This window comes from Mycoplasma razini, from assembly GCF_048076865.1.
Taxonomy (GTDB): domain Bacteria; phylum Bacillota_I; class Bacilli_A; order Mycoplasmatales; family Metamycoplasmataceae; genus Mycoplasmopsis.
Genome location: NZ_CP182212.1, coordinates 499,251 through 519,478 on the forward strand (window position 1 = coordinate 499,251; position 20,228 = coordinate 519,478).

13 protein-coding genes are annotated in these 20,228 nt (G+C 29.0%); 8 read left to right on the forward strand and 5 right to left on the reverse strand.

Going from position 1 to position 20,228, the window contains the following annotated elements; translation table 4 throughout:
- Positions 1–7: 7 nt before the first annotated feature.
- From ACM0L0_RS01985 to nadE, 3 genes are read right to left on the reverse strand one after another with little or no spacing between them, the layout of a single operon-like run.
- Positions 8–1,174 (reverse strand): ZIP family metal transporter, encoded by a 1,167-nt coding sequence (locus ACM0L0_RS01985; protein ID WP_416738307.1) that lies wholly within the window; start codon positions 1,172–1,174, stop codon positions 8–10.
- On the reverse strand, positions 1,174–1,905 hold the full coding sequence (locus ACM0L0_RS01990) for a YebC/PmpR family DNA-binding transcriptional regulator (RefSeq protein WP_416738308.1): 732 nt from the start codon (positions 1,903–1,905) through the stop codon (positions 1,174–1,176). The genes ACM0L0_RS01985 and ACM0L0_RS01990 overlap by 1 nt, the downstream gene beginning before the upstream one ends.
- Before the next feature lie 10 nt (positions 1,906–1,915).
- Positions 1,916–2,707 carry an NAD(+) synthase gene (gene nadE / locus ACM0L0_RS01995; protein WP_416738309.1) on the reverse strand — a complete coding sequence of 264 codons (792 nt, stop codon included), beginning with the start codon at positions 2,705–2,707 and terminating at the stop codon, positions 1,916–1,918.
- Positions 2,708–2,961: 254 nt separating this feature from the next.
- Here nadE and ACM0L0_RS02000 point away from each other — a divergent pair, with 254 nt between their 5' ends.
- From ACM0L0_RS02000 to ACM0L0_RS02020, 5 genes are all read left to right on the forward strand, one after another.
- On the forward strand, positions 2,962–3,705 hold the full coding sequence (locus tag ACM0L0_RS02000) for an MPN527 family putative ECF transporter permease subunit (RefSeq protein ID WP_416738310.1): 744 nt from the start codon (positions 2,962–2,964) through the stop codon (positions 3,703–3,705).
- A gap of 15 nt (positions 3,706–3,720) precedes the next feature.
- Complete coding sequence (locus ACM0L0_RS02005; protein WP_416738311.1) at positions 3,721–6,051, forward strand: class I tRNA ligase family protein; 2,331 nt, start codon at positions 3,721–3,723, stop codon at positions 6,049–6,051.
- Between the two features lie 10 nt (positions 6,052–6,061).
- The gene (gene lon / locus ACM0L0_RS02010) at positions 6,062–8,878 is read left to right on the forward strand and encodes an endopeptidase La (protein ID WP_416738312.1); all 2,817 of its coding nucleotides are present in this window, start codon (positions 6,062–6,064) and stop codon (positions 8,876–8,878) included.
- 5 nt (positions 8,879–8,883) lie between these two features.
- Positions 8,884–10,362 (forward strand): APC family permease, encoded by a 1,479-nt coding sequence (locus ACM0L0_RS02015; protein ID WP_416738313.1) that lies wholly within the window; start codon positions 8,884–8,886, stop codon positions 10,360–10,362.
- Positions 10,363–10,514: 152 nt separating this feature from the next.
- Positions 10,515–13,682 carry a hypothetical protein gene (locus ACM0L0_RS02020; RefSeq protein WP_416738314.1) on the forward strand — a complete coding sequence of 1,056 codons (3,168 nt, stop codon included), beginning with the start codon at positions 10,515–10,517 and terminating at the stop codon, positions 13,680–13,682.
- Positions 13,683–13,711: 29 nt separating this feature from the next.
- On the opposite strand, the gene topA is transcribed toward ACM0L0_RS02020, so the two are convergent.
- On the reverse strand, positions 13,712–15,583 hold the full coding sequence (gene topA / locus ACM0L0_RS02025) for a type I DNA topoisomerase (protein WP_416738315.1): 1,872 nt from the start codon (positions 15,581–15,583) through the stop codon (positions 13,712–13,714).
- Positions 15,584–15,708: 125 nt separating this feature from the next.
- Positions 15,709–16,986 (reverse strand): amidohydrolase, encoded by a 1,278-nt coding sequence (locus ACM0L0_RS02030; protein ID WP_416738316.1) that lies wholly within the window; start codon positions 16,984–16,986, stop codon positions 15,709–15,711.
- Positions 16,987–17,139: 153 nt separating this feature from the next.
- Between ACM0L0_RS02030 and ACM0L0_RS02035 the strand changes: the two genes are divergently transcribed.
- The 3 genes from ACM0L0_RS02035 (at position 17,140) to prmC (ending at position 20,200) form a co-directional block, all read left to right on the forward strand.
- Positions 17,140–18,264 carry a restriction endonuclease subunit S gene (locus ACM0L0_RS02035; RefSeq protein ID WP_416738317.1) on the forward strand — a complete coding sequence of 375 codons (1,125 nt, stop codon included), beginning with the start codon at positions 17,140–17,142 and terminating at the stop codon, positions 18,262–18,264.
- Positions 18,265–18,418: 154 nt separating this feature from the next.
- Positions 18,419–19,483 (forward strand): peptide chain release factor 1, encoded by a 1,065-nt coding sequence (gene prfA, locus ACM0L0_RS02040; RefSeq protein ID WP_416738849.1) that lies wholly within the window; start codon positions 18,419–18,421, stop codon positions 19,481–19,483.
- 3 nt (positions 19,484–19,486) lie between these two features.
- A complete protein-coding gene (gene prmC / locus ACM0L0_RS02045) occupies positions 19,487–20,200 on the forward strand; it encodes a peptide chain release factor N(5)-glutamine methyltransferase (protein WP_416738318.1) in 714 nt (237 codons plus the stop codon).
- Positions 20,201–20,228: the final 28 nt, after the last annotated feature.

Consider the following 20,228-nt stretch of genomic DNA (forward strand, 5'->3'; position numbering starts at 1 on the left):
ATCCACTCTAATGAGAGTGGAATGAAAGAATAAACACTGCTACAATGATTCCAATAAATAACGAAAATAGAATAAAGAATCATTTTCTTTTTTCTATGTGGTTGTGATAAAACTCTGGAATAAATTCAACAATTGAAGTAAATAAGAAAATACCTGCAATTGCTGCAAACATAGCAGCTTTTAATCATCACAATGCGTTAATTTCTACACCTGCATAAGCACCTATTAACATAAATGGTAAAAAGAGTGATAGTCCTAAAAATGAGAGTAATAAGGACTTAATTTTACCAAATCCAGCCTCTCTTAATCTGAAGTAGAAAATTGATTCTTCTGGGAATAGGTGAAGGATTAATGAAATGAAGTAAGCTGTTGAAAGATTATTTGATCTTCCAGCCATCGCTAAGGATAAGTTGTATCCAAGTAAAATTCCTTCAGGTATTCTATGTGTAAGTAGTAAAAGTAAAGCAATAACCTTCATTTTAGGTGATGTTTTATAAATAATTGCTTCTTCTGCTTGTGCTAAATTTTCTTCTTGGCCAAAAATATAGTCTGGGTGTGAATGATCATGATGGTGATTATCATGATCGTGGTGATGAATGTATTTATCACCTGTGTATAGTGTTTTATCCTTAAATAAACTATTTTTACTTTCAAGTTTTAATGTTTTGGCATTATTCTTAGAGTGTAAATGCCCGCCAGCATGGTTATGATCATGAGCACCATGTTCGTGAACAAATATACTCATAGCTTTATCTTTCTTTAAGGCTTTATTAATTCGATAAGTAATCACAAATTTTAAAGTGAATGAAAAGAGTAATCCGACAATGAGTCCAGTTACTACTGTGGCTATGTTTAAGCCATAAATGATATTTTTATTCTCTAATGCACCTGGAAAATTATCAGCTGCACCATGACTAGAAGTTTCAATACTTTCACGTAAGAACCCGAATAAAGCTAGTGCGATAAAGAAGCCTGTTGAAAATGCATATAAGTAAAATGTAAAAGTTTTAAATTTACGATCTTTGAGTCTGTGAAATAGGGGTAAAATGAATGAAAGCAATGTAGGAATAGCAAGTAGAATTAATAATGTTACCAAAACTACTATAAATGTTGCTACATTTTCATTTCCTCCTACAGAATCAGTTAATCTAAGATATAAATCTTGTAGAGACATTATTCTTCTTTAACATCAATATTGTGATAAACATCTTGAACATCATCATCATCTTTTAATTTTTCAACAAAATCAAGAAGTTTTTGTTCTTTTTCAGCATCATATTCTACATACATATTTGGTAAATAAGTAACTTCACATTGAAGGTATTCATTAACACCAAGTGAAGATTCGATAGCTGATTTTAAGTCTGAGAAGTTTTCAGGAGCTGTAGTAATAACGAATGATTCTTCAGCAACCTCAACATCGTCAGCTCCATTTTCAAGAGCGACCATCATGATGTCGTCTTCTGATACGTATTGTTTAGAAATTTCAATAATTCCTTTTTTGTCAAAGGCAAATGGAATTTGTCCAGTTTTTCCTAGTGTTGCATTTTGCTTGTTAAAGTAAGCTTGAATGTTTGATTTAACTCTGTTTAAGTTATCTGAAAGTGTTACAACAATAAATGTTGCTCCACCGCTAACTGTTGCATTGAATACTGTTTCAACGAATGCATTTGAGTTTTTATCTCCGGCAGCTTTTTTAATAGCTCTTTCGATATTGTCTTTTGGCATATTTTTTGCTTTAGCTTTTGCGATTGCTAGTTTTAAAGCTGGGTTTGATTCTGGATCTGGCCCTTTTTGTGCAGCTACATAAATTTCTTTTGATAATTTTTGGAATACTTTTCCTCTTGCTGCATCTTGGGCACCTTTACGGTGCATAATGTTGGCTGCGTGTGAGTGTCCTGCCATAATTTCTCCTTTATTTAATTTCTGATGGTTTATATATAGCATCTCTTTTGTGTTGAGAGATCTTGTGCTTGTGTTCAATTTTATCAATTGTATCTTGTGATAAAACTTTAGATATTAATTCCTTATTTTCAATGTTATCTAAGTAAAAATCAAGTTGAGCGTATGAAAATCCTAGTTCACTTTCATCAGTTTGATTTTCTCAAAGTCCTGCAGAAGGTGCTTTTGAGATAATCTCGTTTGGTACATTTAATAATTGAGCCATAAAACGCACTTCACCTTTTGTTAATCTAGAAATAGGAAGCAAATCAACTCCACCATCTCCATATTTTGTAAAGTAACCAATGTATGTTTCATCTAAATTATCAGTTCCAAGCACTAAAGCATTTTTGTCTTGTGCTTTAGCATACAAAGTTGTCATTCTTAATCTTGGTTTGATATTAGCAATTGCAAGTGGATTGCTTACTGAAACTGCCTCATACATAGCATTAAATGCTTTTGAAAGATCTACAACTTCAAATTTGTCATAAAATGTTGCTTCTAATTTAGCAATATCGCTAAGATCACTTTCAAGCATTTGTCCAACTGGCATAACAATTCCAAATGTACGTTCAGGCATCAAATTTTTAGCAATAGCATAAACTAAGGCTGAATCAATTCCACCTGATATACCTACTACAAAGCCTTCAGCTTTTGACTTAGCTAAATAGTCTTGTAAGAAATTTTTAATAACTTCTAAGTATTCTAGAGCTGCTTGTTTGTCATAAACAGGCTTGTTATTTTCGTATCTTGTGATTTTACTCATACTAACCTCTGATATTTTAATATTGAAAATATCTAAAATTTTACTAAATTTTACATTTATACTTGCAAATAATTTATATCATAATTTTTGAACTTTTATATTACTTTCTAGTAATTTATAATATTAGTAAATAAAATTAACTAAAAAGTAGCAAAAATGCTTAATTTTCAAGCAAATAATCAACTTTTTTATTTTTTTAGTCAGCTTTAAAGAATTAAAGTTATAATTTAACTTAATATAAAATAAGGATAAATATGACACACAACTTAAATCAAAATACAGAATTAGCAAATCAAAAATGAGATCGTTTTTATTGAAAAACACATTTAAGACCAACCTATAAAATTGCTTTTACTGGCATTATGTTAGCGCTAGCAATTGTTTTTTCTATACTTAGTGGATTTTTGAAATTTAATGCATTTTTAAGTTTTAATTTTTCACTTATTCCTGCTTTTTTAGTTTTTACTTATATGGGATTAAACTATGCTTTATTACTAATTGTATCTCGCTTTTTAATTATGCCTTTTATATCAACAGCAATTTCCTTAAATGCGGGACTTGCTGTTGAATATTTAGGGAATTTTATTGTGTTTGTTTCACAATTGTTCTTTTTAGTATTTTTTTATTTATTATATAGAGGGTTTAGTAAGCTTCAAATCAATTCATTACTACTGAAAATCCTATTTTCAATGATATTTTCAGCTCTTGCAGTAAGCATTATTATGCCTCTTTTGAACACATTTCTTTTTAACCTAATTTATTTTAAAATTTTAGGCTTAATTAACTCAATAAGCTTACAAGAAATCGTCACTCGTTATCCAACAAGTTTTAAAGGATTCTTTTTTGGTATACCAAATTACTACGCTGGATCCTTTACACTATATTTTATTTTTAATTTAGCAAACATATTAATAAATTGCATTATAATTTATATATTTATTACATGAGAATATAAGACTAATTTTATAAATAAAATTAGCCATAAAAATATTTATTAAACAAAAGGAGTTAAAATGGACAAGTTTGATTTTAAATTTATCGATAAAAAATGACAAGATAATTGACAAGAATCAAATTACTTTGAACCTAAAGAAGATTTTACTCTTCCTAAAAAATACATTTTAAGTATGTTCCCATATCCAAGTGGTAAATTACACATGGGGCATGTTAGAAACTATTCAATCGGTGATGCTATTGCTAGATACTATCGCCGTAGAGGATACAATGTATTACACCCATTTGGCTGGGATGCTTTTGGATTGCCTGCTGAAAATGCAGCTATTAAGCACGGAATTCACCCAAGAAAATGGACTTATGAAAACATTGAATCAATGGATAAGGAAGTTCAAAAACTAGGGATCTCATTTGCATGAAATTATGAATGTATCACAGCAGATTATGATTACACAAAATGAGAACAATTTATTTTTATTAAACTATGAGAAAAATGTTTAATTTACAAAAAGAAATCACAACTTAACTGATGTGAAAATGATAATACTGTTTTAGCTAATGAACAAGTTATTGATAACAAATGTTGAAGATGTGATGGTGAAGTTATTCAAAAAGAAATGGATACTTACTATTTAAAAATTACAGCTTATGCAGATGAATTATTAGCTGACTTAGAAAAACTTGAAGGGCACTGACCACAACAAGTTTTAACAATGCAAAAGAACTGAATTGGAAGAAGTGAAGATTTTAAACTTACATTTGAACTAAAAGCTAACAAATTTACAAATGTAAACTCATTGGTAGCTTACGAAAGCAATTTAAGCACAATATCTAATATTGACTATATTGCTATTTCAAATAAACACCCCTTAGTTGAAGAACTAAAACAAGCTAACTACTTTAGCGACAATGACTTAGCATTACTTGAAGAAATCAACCTTAACTTTGTTAAAAAAGATTTTTCTAAAAAAATAATGTTAGCAACTCCTTTTGTAGTTATTAACCCATTTTCTAAACAAGAAATTAGTGTTATTATTTCAGACTTTGCATCAAATAACCCAAATAAAGAAGTTAGTTTAGTTTCAGCAACTAATGAAACTCAAAAAACTTTTATGGACTTTAATAATTTAGCTTACCAATTTCAAATAAATCCAGATGTAGATGCTTCAATGCTTGAAACTGAAGTTAAATATAACTTAAGAGACTGAGGTATCTCACGTCAAAGATATTGAGGAACACCAATTCCACTTGTAAACTGCAGCAAATGTGGTACTCACCCAGTTGCTTTAAGTTCGCTTCCAGTCTTACTCCCTGAAAAAGTAACATTTTCAGGTCAAGGAAATCCATTAAACACTAATGAAGAATGACGTTTAGTTAAATGTCCTAAATGTGGAGAATATGCACAAAGAGAAACTGATACGCTTGATACTTTCTTTGAATCAAGTTGATATTTCTTGCGTTACACTACCCCAACATACTTAAGACAAGATTATGCAATTGAGCCTCAACATCTTGCTTACTGAAATTCAGTTGATGAATATATCGGTGGAATTGAACATGCCATTTTACACTTACTTTATGCAAGATTCTTTACCAAAGCTTTAGCAGATGTAGGACTTGTAAGTTTTAGAGAACCATTTAATAACTTAATTACTCAAGGAATGGTGCTAAAAGATGGTGCTAAAATGTCAAAATCAAAAGGTAATGTTGTAGAACCTGGTGAAATGATCAATACTTATGGTGCTGATACTTCAAGATTATTTATTTTATTTGCAGCTCCACCACAAAAAGAACTTGAATGAAGTGATTCAGGTGTTGTAGGTTGCTTTAAATTTATCAATCGTCTTTTCGAACGTTCAAAAGAAATTGATGTAAATTCAAACTATAAAAATATTGATACTTCTACTTTAACTAGTGAAGAAAAGAAAGCTAGATACAAACTATATTTAGGTATGCAAAAACAAATTGCTACTTTTGAAGATAGAAGTAATAACTATTCATTTAATACTTTAGTTTCATGAACTATGGAAACATTAAATGAATATGATCAAATTAAACAACCAGCTTTAATTACTGAAATGTTTTATGTCTTATTAAACATTCTTGAACCATTTATCCCTCACTTTGCATGAGAAATTTCTGATAAATACTTTAACTTAGAAAACTTAAAAGACTTCAGTATTGATGCCAAAGCTTTAGAGCTAGATGAAGTAACATACGGAATTACAATTAATGGAAAAGTTAGAGCAGAATTAAAAATTGATAAAACTGCAAGTAAGGATGAAGTTCTACTTCAAGCCAAAACTATTGTTGCAAAATGACTAGAAGGCAAAGAAATCGTTAAAGAAATTTTTGTCCCTGGCAAAATTGTTAACTTAGTAATTAAATAAAGGAGAAATAATGCCAAAAAAATCAAACCCAGAAGAAAACACAACAAAGAAAGTTGTATTACATTCTGCTAAGGAAATTTTAAATACCTTAGAAAAGAATAACTTCTTTGAAAAATACGACAAAGATATCGATTTTGAAAGTATTGATCCATTAAGTATCCAAAAAATTACAAGAGCTTTTGTCTTGTGATCTGATGAACAAAACATTACTGCTATTGATGGAGTAGCTGCAATTGAAGGTTCAATTAATGATCCTCAATTCCAAAGACTTTATGATTTCTTCCAACATGTTGATATGAATGACAATGCAAATAATATTGTAATTTGTTATGACATGACTAAATACTGAAGACAAGAAGGCAATGCTTCAATGAAACCTTTTGATAGTCCAACAGTTATTGTAAAACCTCTTAACATGGAACTAGATGAAGAAAATTCACTATATAGATTTGTCTACAAACCTTTAGAAAACTTTAAAATTCTACAAACAATTGATGTAGATAAATTAAAAATTGATGGCGTAAATTACCCATTACCAAAAATGATTGCAACAGGTGCTTATAAAAACCCTGCTATCTTACCATGAGACAATTTCGCTACTACAGCTGATGATGTACAAAATACTGCTGACTTTGTTAATACACTAGTTGAAATGAGCAAACCTGGTGGTAAATTACCTGATGGTGTAGTTGAAGATCCACTTAGTCCAATTGATCGTAATTTTGTACCTTTGAAAAAACACCTTAACGGAAAAAGATTTACAATGGTTGAGGTTGCAGAGCTATTTTCAAAATATGTTGATCCAAAAATTCCTAAATTATCAGCTCAATATACTTATGAATTATTAGAAACTATTATTAACTTCTTAGATTGTGAAGCATTCACTATTAAATATGATTTACTTGACATATATATGCAAGATAGAGAAACTCCACTTAGATACATTATTTCTCAATTAACCCATATGCTAACAATGCAACTAGAGATAAATAATGATATTGATGGTCGCCTTTCTCAAAAATTAGGACGCCAACAACAAGAATTTATTGTTAGAGAAAAAATCAAACAATTACAAGAATATCTTGAAGAAATGGGTGGAAGTGTTGAAGATGATGACTACACTAAAACTCTTAAAAATACTAAATTAAGAAAAATTTACCCTGAATCAGTTATCAAATTAATTGCTGATGAAGAAAAAAGATCTTCAGAAATGATGCCTGCATCTCCTGAAGCTGCTATTTCTAAAAACTATACAAACATCTTAAAGAAACTTCCTTGAAGAAAAGTTCAACGTGAATTATTAGAAATTAAACATGCTAAAGAAATTTTAGATCAATACCACTATGGTTTAGACGAAATCAAGGAAAGAATTCTTGAATATCTTGCAGTTTTAATTAATGTTAAAAAACAAAACAAAGATAAAGACGAATATGAAGAAATCGATGATAAATACTTAATCGATAATGACTTATTCAAAGAAGATGGTAAGAATTTACAAGAAAAATATAACAATGTACCTATTTTAACTTTAGTTGGTCCTCCTGGAACAGGTAAAACTTCTCTTTCAAAAGCAATTGCTGAAGCTTTAGGCAGAGAATTCTTAAAAATCTCACTTGGAGGGGTACATGATGAATCTGAAATTAGAGGTCACAGAAGAACATATGTAGGAGCAATGCCTGGAAAAATTATTAAAGGTATTACTAAGGCTGGTGTTTCAAACCCAGTTATCTTACTTGATGAAATTGACAAAATGGCTTCTGATTTTAAAGGTGATCCTGCTAGTGCTATGCTAGAAGTATTAGACCCTGAACAAAATACAAAATTCCAAGATCACTATTTAGAACATGAATATGATCTTTCAAAATGTATTTTCATCGCAACTGCTAACTATTTTGAAAACATACCACCTGCATTAGTAGATAGAGTGGAAATTATTGAACTTTCTTCTTACACAGTAAGTGAAAAAGTAAATATTGCTAAGAAATACTTAGTACCTAAAGTATTACAACAAGCAGGTCTAGATGCAAAAATGTTTAGCATTGATGAACAAACTTTAGAATACATTATTAAACATTACACTATGGAAGCTGGAGTGCGTGGACTTAAACGTATTCTAGATAAAATTGCACGTAAAATAGTGCTTAAAAAATTAAACAACCCTAAACTAACATCATTTAAAGTTCAAATTAAAGGTCTTGAAGATTTACTTGGTGTAATCAAATTTAAAGACGAAGAAAAAGAAGAAGATCAATTACCAGGTATTGTTACAGGTTTAGCATATACATCATATGGTGGTTCAACACTTCCAATTGAAGTTACAACTTATGAAGGAAAATCAGAAATTAAATTAACTGGTTCCTTAAAAGAAGTAATGCAAGAATCAGCACAAATTGCATTAACATATGTTAGAGCTAATGCTAAACATTTTGGTATAGATAATTTTGACTTCGAAGCTAACACAATTCATATCCACGTACCTGAAGGTGCAGTGCCAAAAGATGGTCCATCAGCTGGAGTAACCTTTACAACTGCCATTATTTCAGCTCTTTCTAAAAGAGCAGTTTCAAACGAAATTGGTATGACTGGAGAAATTACCTTACGTGGTAAAGTATTAGAAATTGGTGGCTTAAAAGAAAAATCATTCGCAGCCTCATCTAAAGGCTTAAAACGTATCTTTATTCCTGCTGGAAATGTAAAAAATCTAAAAGACATTCCTTTAGAAATTAAAGAAAAATTAGAATATATTCCTGTTAAAAATTATGAAGAAATTTATTCAGTCATTTTTGAAGGAAAAGAACCAAAAGAAATTATCACTTTTAATAAATAATTTTTATGGAAAAACAATTCACAGAGAAAAGTTTCACCTTTTTTACAATTAATTTTGTTATTGGTGTTGGATTTATCACAACTATTTCAACTGTACTCAAAATTTCCTACTGAGGTTATTTAGTTTTACTACTAGCTGGATTTTGTGTCTTTGGAATAGCTTTAGCTTATTCAAGATTAGCCAACACTTATAATGATCATTATGGAGGCTCATATTCTTTTGCTCGTCATATTGATGATCAAGTAGCAAAAAAGAATGCTACCCGTTCTAAAAATAAACTTTTAGATAACTTAGTATTCTTTGTTGGTTGAAATCAATTTATTCAGATGCCTTTATTATCCGCAATTGCACCTTTATTCCTTGTTGATGCAATTGAATTATTATTACCTGCACCAGAGAACTTTCCACAATACGATTTAGTAATGTGAATAACCCGTGGTGTTTCAATTGCACTATTTATTGCAATTGTGGCAATTTCAACAATTGGACTGAAAACAAATAAAAAAATCATTTTAATTGCTTCATCTTTTAAATGATTTATTCTAATTTTAGCCCTTATTATTATGATAATTGCAGTTACAAAAGAGCCAAGTGATCCAACTTTAGCAATCAGCGATGATCCTAAACTAAACGTTATTTCACCTAGATTAATTATTTCTAACACTTTACTCTTTATGTACGCTTTCGCTGGAATAGAAGATGTTTCTGCAATGGTTAAAGATGTTAAATTTAAGAATTTTAGAAAAATTCTGCTAATTTCATTTGCTGTAATTTTTGCCTTTTATTTAGTATTCTTTTCATTGTATCTCTTCTTACCAACAAATTTAAAAAGTTTAACCGATAGCTCTAGTTCAAGTATTTCAAAAATTTATACTTATGGACTCGGAAGCTCTGGTGTAATACTCTTTGTTATTGGATTTTTATGCAATGATTTAAGCTTTAAACTATTCCAAAGTGCTTCAACAGCTCGTCGGGTAGTTCCTTTAGCTGAAGATGGATATTTCCCAGCTTCACTTGCTAAAAGAAATAAAAATCATGAATTTAAAAATGCAATTGTATTTACTACAGTTATTATTTTAGTCTCAATGGTCATTTTATGAATAATACCTTCAATTATGACCAATCCTCAAGATAAGAGCGATTTCTTTGATGGAACCATTATTGCTTGTTCAACAGCTCTATTTATCGAAGATATTATTACCTTTAATACAGCTTTTGTTCTTGAACGCAAAAAACGTATTCCAAGAATCCCACTCTGAGAGAAAATTGTTTATGGTTTAGATCTTATTGCGATTATTTTCTTAATTGTATTATTCTACTGTCCATGAATTATTGGCGACACTTGAGGAATTAAAAACACTGTGGCACTTGTTTCTTACTTAGTCTTTGTTTTATTTGGATTTATATTGAAAGCTTGATATCAATATAATGTTTCACATAAAATCAAAGAAAAGATGAAACTTAGTCAAACTGTTAAACAATAATTTCAAGCCTTCGGGCTTGATTTTTTATTAACATTAATTTGCCCTTATCGAGTGAACAATTAAAAGAATATTTTTAAAAGAATTTTAAATTTATTACCAGATTTTTATATTTTTAAAGTAGTAGAATAGAGATATATATGAAAGGATTGAAAATGAAAGCAAAAAATATTTTAATTTTATCTGGTCTTTTACCTTTAAATATCGTTTTACCAATAAGCATTATTTCTGCTACTACAAATTCTGAAATTAATAATAATCCTAGTGAAAATGTTAAAAAACTCCAAGAGCAATGACATCAAACTTTAAAAAATGTCGATCTAAAAGAATACCCAATTGATATTGCAGCATTTGAAAAAGCCATTAACTCAATACCAAATGTTTCTGATGAAGAACTTGATAAAATTTCTAATGTAATTCAAAATGACTTGGGCCTAGCACGCAAAATAGCATGATATAAATCTAGAGCACTTTATAATATTACAGGCCAATATTTACCTGAAATAAACAAAAAGATTGACAGCTTTTATAATGCAATCAACCAATCATTAAGTCAATTTAATAATGCACCAGTGACAAATCTTGATAATGAGATTAACAATTTCGTGCAAAATGACTTTAATCCAAAAGCAAATGAATTTCGCCAATATATGCAAAATGCTATGGGAACACTAAATTCTGAAAGTTTACCTTGATTAAATAATAATATTTTTCAAAATATAAATTCATGATTAGCTGTTCCACCAATGAGTGCTCAACAATTTGTTGATACCTATAATAATTTATCATTAATGAATAATCAAAGTCAAGAATTTAGTGTATTCCAACCTCGAATTTCAATTATGTTAACAAACAATTCTATGTATCCTGGTTTAGACTCAAGTTCACAAGCTGCTGAATTAAATAATGCAATTCAAACATTGAGTAATTCATTCCCATCAGGTTCCGAACAATATAATGCTCAAAAAATAGCATCAATTGAAGAAAATATAGCAACTGCTATCACTAATACAATTGATGCAGCTAAAAAATTTTTAACTTTTGCAGTAAACTTACAAGTTCAAAATAATATTTATTCCGCAAATATAGCAAATGAATTTATAGAAAAATGAATAACTCATGCTAATTCATTGACAGATATATTAAATGTTTATACGCCATATAATAAATTATTAGCAATTTATCAAGGGATACAATATATCAAGAATATTGCTCAATTTCTAGATGTCATAAAAGAACAAGATTTAATTGAGTACTGCCAAGATTCATATAAAGCTTTACAAGAGCAATATAATCAATATAAGGACGTTGATCCAAACGCAAATAATGCTCTTGAATTAATTACTCAATACCAAAATAATTTAGAGCAATCATTGCAAAATGTAACTAGTGATATTTTAACAAATGCTTTTCCTCAAAATCCTTCAAATCCTAATGCAATTAATTGAACATATCAAAATTCAATGAATTCAATTCCTAATTTTGAATTAGCTAATGCTCAAAAATGAAGCCAACAAGTAAATCAACAAATTAAAGCAAATAAGCTTTTATTTCAAACTTATGATGATTTAAAAAAGAAATTATTAATCACTACAATTAATACAACACCTGAAAACTTAAGCACACAGGAATTAGAAGAAAATAAAAATTTGAAATTAAATTTCAAATTATCTTCAATCAATAAGCAAACTGAATTTCTTTATGCTAGAAACGATGTACAAAATTTTATCTCAGGAATACAAAACAATGCCACAACAAGCTTTTCAAGCAGCGTTATGAATCAATTAAATTCTAATTTAATTATGGCAATTAATGGTTTAAATGGAATAAAAGTTTTTCAACAAATTCAAAAATCAATTAAGAACCTTGATGGATTATTAATTGATAGTTCAATTGAAGAACTAACACAAAGATTAAACAATTTACAAGATTATGACCAAACCCAAATCTTTATTGAAGAAATTTATAATCTGTCTTCAGCCATTACAAAATTTAATAATTTTATTAATACTGGAATTTATCAAACCATTAAAAAAATAAGTAATTATGATTATAAAACAATGTTTGATGTTGCAGGATATGAAAATTATTCTCAATATCAAAAAAGTTTATCAGAATCCTACTCTTACTCTTGAGCTAAAAAAAGTATAAGCGAATTTGCACCCGAATATAATGCAATATACGATCCAAGCATAAGAAAAATTAAGGTGGCTAATGCAAATAAAATTTTAGACTTTATAAATCATGTTACAACAGCATATAATAACAATACTGATTTACGTGGTCTTTGAACTGGACTAAATGGTTTAGTTGCGCTAGCTATAAATGAACTTAAGAGATATGGAAACGAAACAATAATGGTCAAAATTAATAATTTAAATGATGATATTATGAAATATTCTGATACTATGTCTTTAAAAACAGCACCTTATTATTATGCTTTTTTAGATAGCTTTAACACAATTACAAAAGATTATTATGAAGCATTATTTTCTCAACAAAAATATCCAAATTTATCTAATGAACTTTTAAAACAAATGATAAAAGAAATAACTGTAGGTGATAACTTTTTAGGAAACATAATGAATTACACCAATAATTTGCAATATAAAACTAAATACCTAATAGACCTTATGGATAAGGCGAAAAAAGATCCTTTAGCATCAAAAGCATCTGAAGAAGAGTTAAATGGCATACTTAAAAATATTTCTAAAAACATTTTAAATGGATCAAATCAACTTCAAATTAATGTTAATACTGGTGATTTAGATAGACTTTATAGCAAATTAGAAACATGAATATTACAAAATATGCAATCACTTGCAATTAATAAGATAAAAACATTTAACTATTTAACAAAAAATCAAATGGATTATTTTGAAAAAACTATCCGTTCTGTTGACTACTATGATCGTTCAGATATCGAAACTTATTTAGGACAAGCAACTAATCTTTATGTGGCACTTAACAATGCATTTGGGTCTATGAATAATTATAAAAGCATGCAAAGCATTAATGCCTTTGAGGGAGCAAATAATAAAACAATATCAACAATTGAAGCTGCTTATAATCAAGTTGAAACATTAACTAAGCAAGATAAGAATTTGTCAGGATTGTCAGCTAAAATCAATCAAGCTGCTTACAACTTAAATAACTTATTAAAAAATTATAAAAATACCACAACCAAGCAACCAGATATTATTATTAATAAAATTGATTATGGTCCATCAATTTGATATTGATTACCTACTTTAATCATTGCAACAATTACTGCAATATGTGGTTTATTTGGTGCTGCAAGAAAACATAGAAAAAATAAATAAAAAAACACCACTTTAACAGGTGGTGTTTTTTAATCTAACTCAATATCATTAATGTATGTAGCTTCTTCACTATCTTCATCATCTTTATCTTGTTCAGGTAAGCTAGCTGTATATTTACATTTAGGGAAGTTTTTACATGCAACAAAGGCTTGATTTTTCTTATTATATCTTTGAACTAATACTCCTCCATCTTCAGGACAAGGAGTGTCAAATTCTTTTAATGGGAATGTATAAGTTTCAATCTTGCTATCAGCTTCTTCAAATTCAGTAACAAACTTATCTCAGAAGTCTTGCATAACAACATCTTTACTAATTTGTGCCTCAGCAATTAAGTCTAATTCCCCTTCAACTCTCGCTGTATAATCTTCATTAATAATTGTTGGGAATCCTGAAATTAAATCTTTAAGCACAATTTCACCAAATTGAGTTGGCACTAAAGCATTAGCTTCTTTAATTGCAAAATTTCTATCTTTAACAATTTTAACAGTAGCAGCGAATGTTGAAGGTCTACCCACTTTAATGTTATCTAAAGCTTCAATTAAAGACCCATCATTGTATCTTGCAACTGGTTTAGTTTCATGATCTTCAAAAACAAATTCTTCTACTGGAATAACTTGATTTAATTGATAATTTGGATTTACATCTTCTAATTCTTTTCCAGTTACCACATAGTATCCATCGTATTTAATTTTAGAATATGAATTTCTAAAATTATGGCTTCCATTTAAATAAGTATATGAAGTTACTTCTCTAATTGGTTGTTTAATTAAAGCTTGTAAAGTGTTTTCATAAATCATTTTATAAATCTTAAATTCAGACTCAGTTAAATTATATAAGGCCTTAGCTGCTGATGGAGTTAACTCAATTCGAGTTGGTCTAATTGCCTCATGGGCATCTTGATCTCCACTAAATCCTTTAACTTCACTTGCAATATAACTAGCACCTCATTTTTGAGCTATATAACTATGTGCTTGGTCTATAAAGTCTTGAGAAAGACGAGTAGAATCGGTTCTTGGATATGAAATTAACCCACCATCACCAAATCCTTCATAAAGTTTTTGTAAGACGTATTGTGTAGTTTGTGAAGATAATGGTGACTTACGATAAATTACAGCTTGTTTAAATGGCTGCATTGTAGGCACTTTTCTTTCAGTCACCTTAATATCAGTTACAATTAATTCTTTTTTAGCTGTTTTAAAGTAATCTTTAAATTGATCTAATTTGTCCCCAATAATTCAGTCTTTTCTATCTCCAACAACTTCTGGATCAAAATAGTAAGCTAAGTTTTCAGATCCTAATTTAGCTGCTAAAGTTGCATACTTTTCAGGCACAAAGGCTCTAATTTCATTTTCACGATCAACAATTAATTTTAAAGCAATACTTTGGACTCTACCAGCAGTTGGAGTTCCTGGTGCTTGTTTTAATTTAGTACGCATTAGTTTAGAAAGTCTAAACCCAATAATTCTATCAAGCATTCTACGTGCTTTTTGAGCATCAATTAAGTTGTAGTCTAACTCTTGAGGTTTGGCTAAAGCTTTTAAAATTGCATCTTTAGTAATTTCATTATATTTAATACGAGAATATCTATCCTGTAGCTTTAAATATTCAACCAGATGATATCCGATCGCTTCCCCTTCACGATCCGGGTCAGTTGCAATATAAATGTGTTTAGCATTTTTAACTGCAGCTTTTAATTGTGAAATTACTTTTTTCTTTGTTGAGTCAGCACTATATTCAGGCTCTCAATTTTCCATATCAATTCCAAAACCATAAGTCCCAGTAGTCTTCATTTTTAAAATGTGACCTACACTGGCGATAACTTCAAAGTCATCTCCAACATATTTTTGAATTGTATTTACCTTATTAGGTGATTCGACAATAATTAAATTTTTTGTTCCCATAATTATTTATAACTATACCCTTATTTTTTAAAATTTATAAATATTTTTTTAGATTTTCTCAAAATCTTTACCCTTAATTATTTATTTAATAATTAAAAAGATAAAGAAAAATGCCTACTAAGCATTTATTTAATCAGTTCTTGATAAACTGCATTGACTTGAGACATCAATTCATTAGCATTAGCTGTTTTGAATTGATGATCTTCATAAACTATTTTTCCATTAATAATAGTTGTATAAACATCTTTACTATTAGTTGAGTAAACTAATGAGTTAATAACATTAGCACTTGGTGTGTGGTTAATGTTATGGATATCAACTAAAATTAAGTCTGCTAAATATCCAGCTTTAACTTTTCCTAATCTATCTTGCATATGTAAAGCTTTTGCTCCATTAACTGTAGCCATCTTTAATGTTTCTCAAGCTGGTAAGTTAATTGGATTATCATAGACACCTTTTTGAATTAATGAAGCAAATTTCATTTCTTCAAACATGTCTAAATTATTATTTGAGGCTGCGCCATCAGTACCTAAACAAATATTAATTCCTTCAGCTAATAATTTACTTGCTGGTAAAACACCTGAAGCAAGTTTTAAGTTTGAACATGGATTATGAGCAATTGAGCAACCAACTTTTTTAATTAATTCAATATCTTGGTCAGTTAAATGTACCCCGTGTCCAATTACTGTTTGACTAGTTAAGTTACCTGTCTTATATGCTTCTTGTAATGAATTCATACCATATTTAGCAATAGCATTTTGAACTTCTGCTTTAGATTCATTTAAGTGAATTGTATGTAAGTTTTGTAATTCTTTATGTAAGTTACCGCAAGCTACTAAATCACTTTCATCATTAGTATACACTGAGTGAGGAGCTACTACTGCTTGAATTAAATCATTATCCTTATATTGTTCATATAACTCTTTAGTTTCTTTTAAATTACGTTGAAGTGAATCTTTAGTAATTCCAATTCCTAAGTAAGCTCTAATATTTACTTCACTAGCAGCACGTGCTACTTGGTCTTCATAAAAGTACATATCTAAAAAGGTTGTAGTTCCACTAGAAATCATTTCTAGCATTCCTAATTTAGCTCCATAGTAAACATCCTTTGGAGTCATTTTACTTTCAATTGGGAAAATGTTATTAAATAATCAATCTTCCAAATTAACATCATCAGCATGATTTCTTAACATTGTCATTGCAATATGTGTATGACAGTTAATTAATCCAGGCATTAAAACATTCCCTTTAGCATCAATCACTTTATCAGCTACAAATTCAGGATCTAAATCTGAAGTTACTTTTACTATATATTTATCTTGAATATAAACATTACCATGCGGAATAACTTTATTTTGTTCCTCCATAGTAACTACTGTTGCATTTTTAATTAAAATTTTCATTTCAACTCCTTTATAAAAAAGTATTAAAACAATTATATTACAAAATTATTTCTTAATAGCATTCTGACATAAAATTGCTACATTTTGCTAACTAATTATTTAGCTATGATAAAATTAATTTATAAAACAATTTTAAAGGAATGGAATAAGTCTATGCATGCAAAGAAGTTAGTGCCTCAAATTAGATTCAAAGGTTTTGAAGAAGAGTGAAGATATAAAATTTTAAATGAATTAGCAAATAAATTTGATAATTTAAGAATTCCAGTATCTGAGAAGCTAAGAAAAGCTGGAGACATTCCTTATTATGGAGCTAATGGAATTCAAGATTATGTATCTGGATACACTCATGATGGGGAATTTGTTTTAGTTGCTGAAGATGGTGCTAATGATTTAAATAATTATCCTTCCAAATATGTAAATGGTAAATTTTGAGCTAATAATCATGTGCATGTTATTCAAGGTAAGGAAAATATTTTAGATAATAAGTTTTTAAGTTTTGCTATTAAAAATTTTAATTTTAAACCATTGCTCACAGGTGGAGATAGATCGAAATTAAATGCAAGTGCACTTGATATAATCCAAATTAAGAATCCTTCTATAAAAGAACAAGAAAAAATAGGCTTACTATTTTCTAGCTTAGACTCTCTTATCACTTCTCAAGAATTAAAACTCCAAAAACTTCAAGCAGTAAAACAATCATTATTAGATAAAATGTTTGCTTCTAATAATGAAAAAGTTCCTAAAATTAGATTTAAGGCATTTCATGAGCAATTAGAATTAGTAACATTAAAAAATATTTTAGAATATGAAAGACCTGATAAATACATAGAAAATTCGCCCTTACAAAAGCATGGCTTAATTCCAGTTTTAACAGCGAATAAGTCATTTATATTAGGTTATTCTAATGAAAATCAGAAAAAATATAATAAAGGCAGATGCATAATATTTGATGATTTTACACTTGATTCAAAATATGTAGACTTTCCATTTATGGTAGCATCATCAGCTATAAAAATTCTTACACCAAAAAGCAAATCGGATAATCTTTATTATTATTTTTGTTTGTTAAATAAAACAACATTCGAAAATCAAGGTCATGCTAGACATTATATTTCTATCATTTCAAACACAAAAATATATATACCATCCAAAGGTAATGAAAGAGAATTAATTGGAAAACTATTTTATAGCATAGACACTCTCATTACTGCTCAAGAAACAAAACTTGAAAAACTAAACAATATCAAACAAGGATTACTAGAAAAAATGTTTTGTTAATATAGTTGCTATTTTAGCAGCTATATTTTTTATTTGTTTAAATGTCTAACATTTAACTGCAAAGAGATTTTTATCTCACTTTCTATATAATAGGTGCAAAAAATAGTCTTAAAAATTAAGCTATATGTTAAAATATACAATTATGGAAACAACTATGTATAACTCATTGATGCAAATCAAACAAAAACACGAAGAATTTGAAAAACAACTTCAAGATCCTGAAGTTATTAATGACATTAAAAAGTACACAAAGTTAAATAAGGAGATTAACTCAATTCAAGATATCGTAGATGCTTTTAATAGCTATCTAGAAGCAGAAAGCAACTTAAAAAATGCTAAAGAAATGCTTAAAGAAAATGATGATGAACTTGTTTCATTAGCTAAAATGGAAATTGCTGAAGCTGAAAGCAAAATGGAAAAATTAACTGATGAATTAAAGATTTTAATTCTTCCTAAAGATGAAAACGATGATAAGGACGTTATTGTTGAAATCCGTGGAGCAGCTGGTGGGGATGAAGCTAACATTTTTGCTGGAGACTTATTTAGAATGTATTCAAAATGAGCAGGGCAAAATGATATGAAACTTACTTTACTTGAATCTTCTGCAGCTGAAGCTGGTGGATTTACTCTAGTTGTCTTTTCAGTTAAAGGAGACAAACCTTATTCAAAACTTAAGTTTGAATCAGGGGTACATAGAGTACAAAGAATTCCAGTAACTGAAACTAAAGGAAGAGTTCATACTTCAACAGCTACAGTTACAGTTATGCCTGAAATTGATGATGATATCAATATTGAAATCAAATCAGAAGACGTAAGAATTGATGTTTATCGTTCAAGTGGTAATGGTGGACAATCAGTTAACACAACTGATTCAGCAGTTAGAATTACTCACTTACCAACTGGAATTGTTGTTACTTGTCAAGAAGGTAAAAACCAAATTCAAAACAAAGACATTGCTTTTAGAGTGCTTAAATCTAAGTTATATGACATTGAACTTCAAAAGAAACAAGCTGAAGAATCAGGATACCGTAAATTAGCTGGTTCTGGAGCTAGAAGTGAAAAAATTAGAACATACAACTACCCACAAGATAGAGTTACAGATCATAGAGTTTCTTATTCAACTAGCTTACTTCCAGTTATGGAAGGTAAGTTGAATTCAATTATTGATGCACTACTTGCTGAAGAGCAAAATGAAAAAATTGCTGAAGCAGGAATTTAATTAATGCCTACAAAAGCTGATTTATTACTTGAAAAAAGAAGATATGGTTTGCCTCAAACTGTATCTTCTTTTGAATTAGAGCTCCTTGAGCAAGGAATGCCAGTGCAAAAAATTATGGGATATGTAGATATGCATGATGTTAGAATTAACATTAACCATAAAGTGCTTATTCCACGTTATGAAACGGAAGAATTAATTTTACTTGTAGAACAAGCATACAAAAATGTAAAAAACTTGCAAGTGCTAGATTTATGTACTGGCTCAGGTTTCATTGCTATTGCCTTAAAAAAAGCTAATTTAACTTGAAACCTAACAGCTAGTGATATAGATCCAGAAGCTATAGCACAAAGTAAAGAAAATGCTTTAAATAATCAAGTAGACATTAAGATCATTCAAAGTGATTTATTTAATAATATAACTCAAAAATTTGATGTAATAGTATCCAATCCACCTTACATTCAAGAAAGCGAGCAGCTGGATGCTAGTGTTATTAATTTTGAACCTTTACATGCTTTATATGCTCCACAAGATGGCTTTTTCTTTTATCAAACAATTATTAAGCAAGGTCAAAACTACTTAAACCCAGGTGGAAAAATCTTTTTTGAAATTAACCCATTTCACAAACAATATTGAGATCAACTTAAAAATCAATATCAAATTGAAATACATAAAGATATGGCAGGTAAAGATCGCTTTGCTATTGTATCATTTAACTAATTCACTCTTTGAGTGGATTTTTATATAA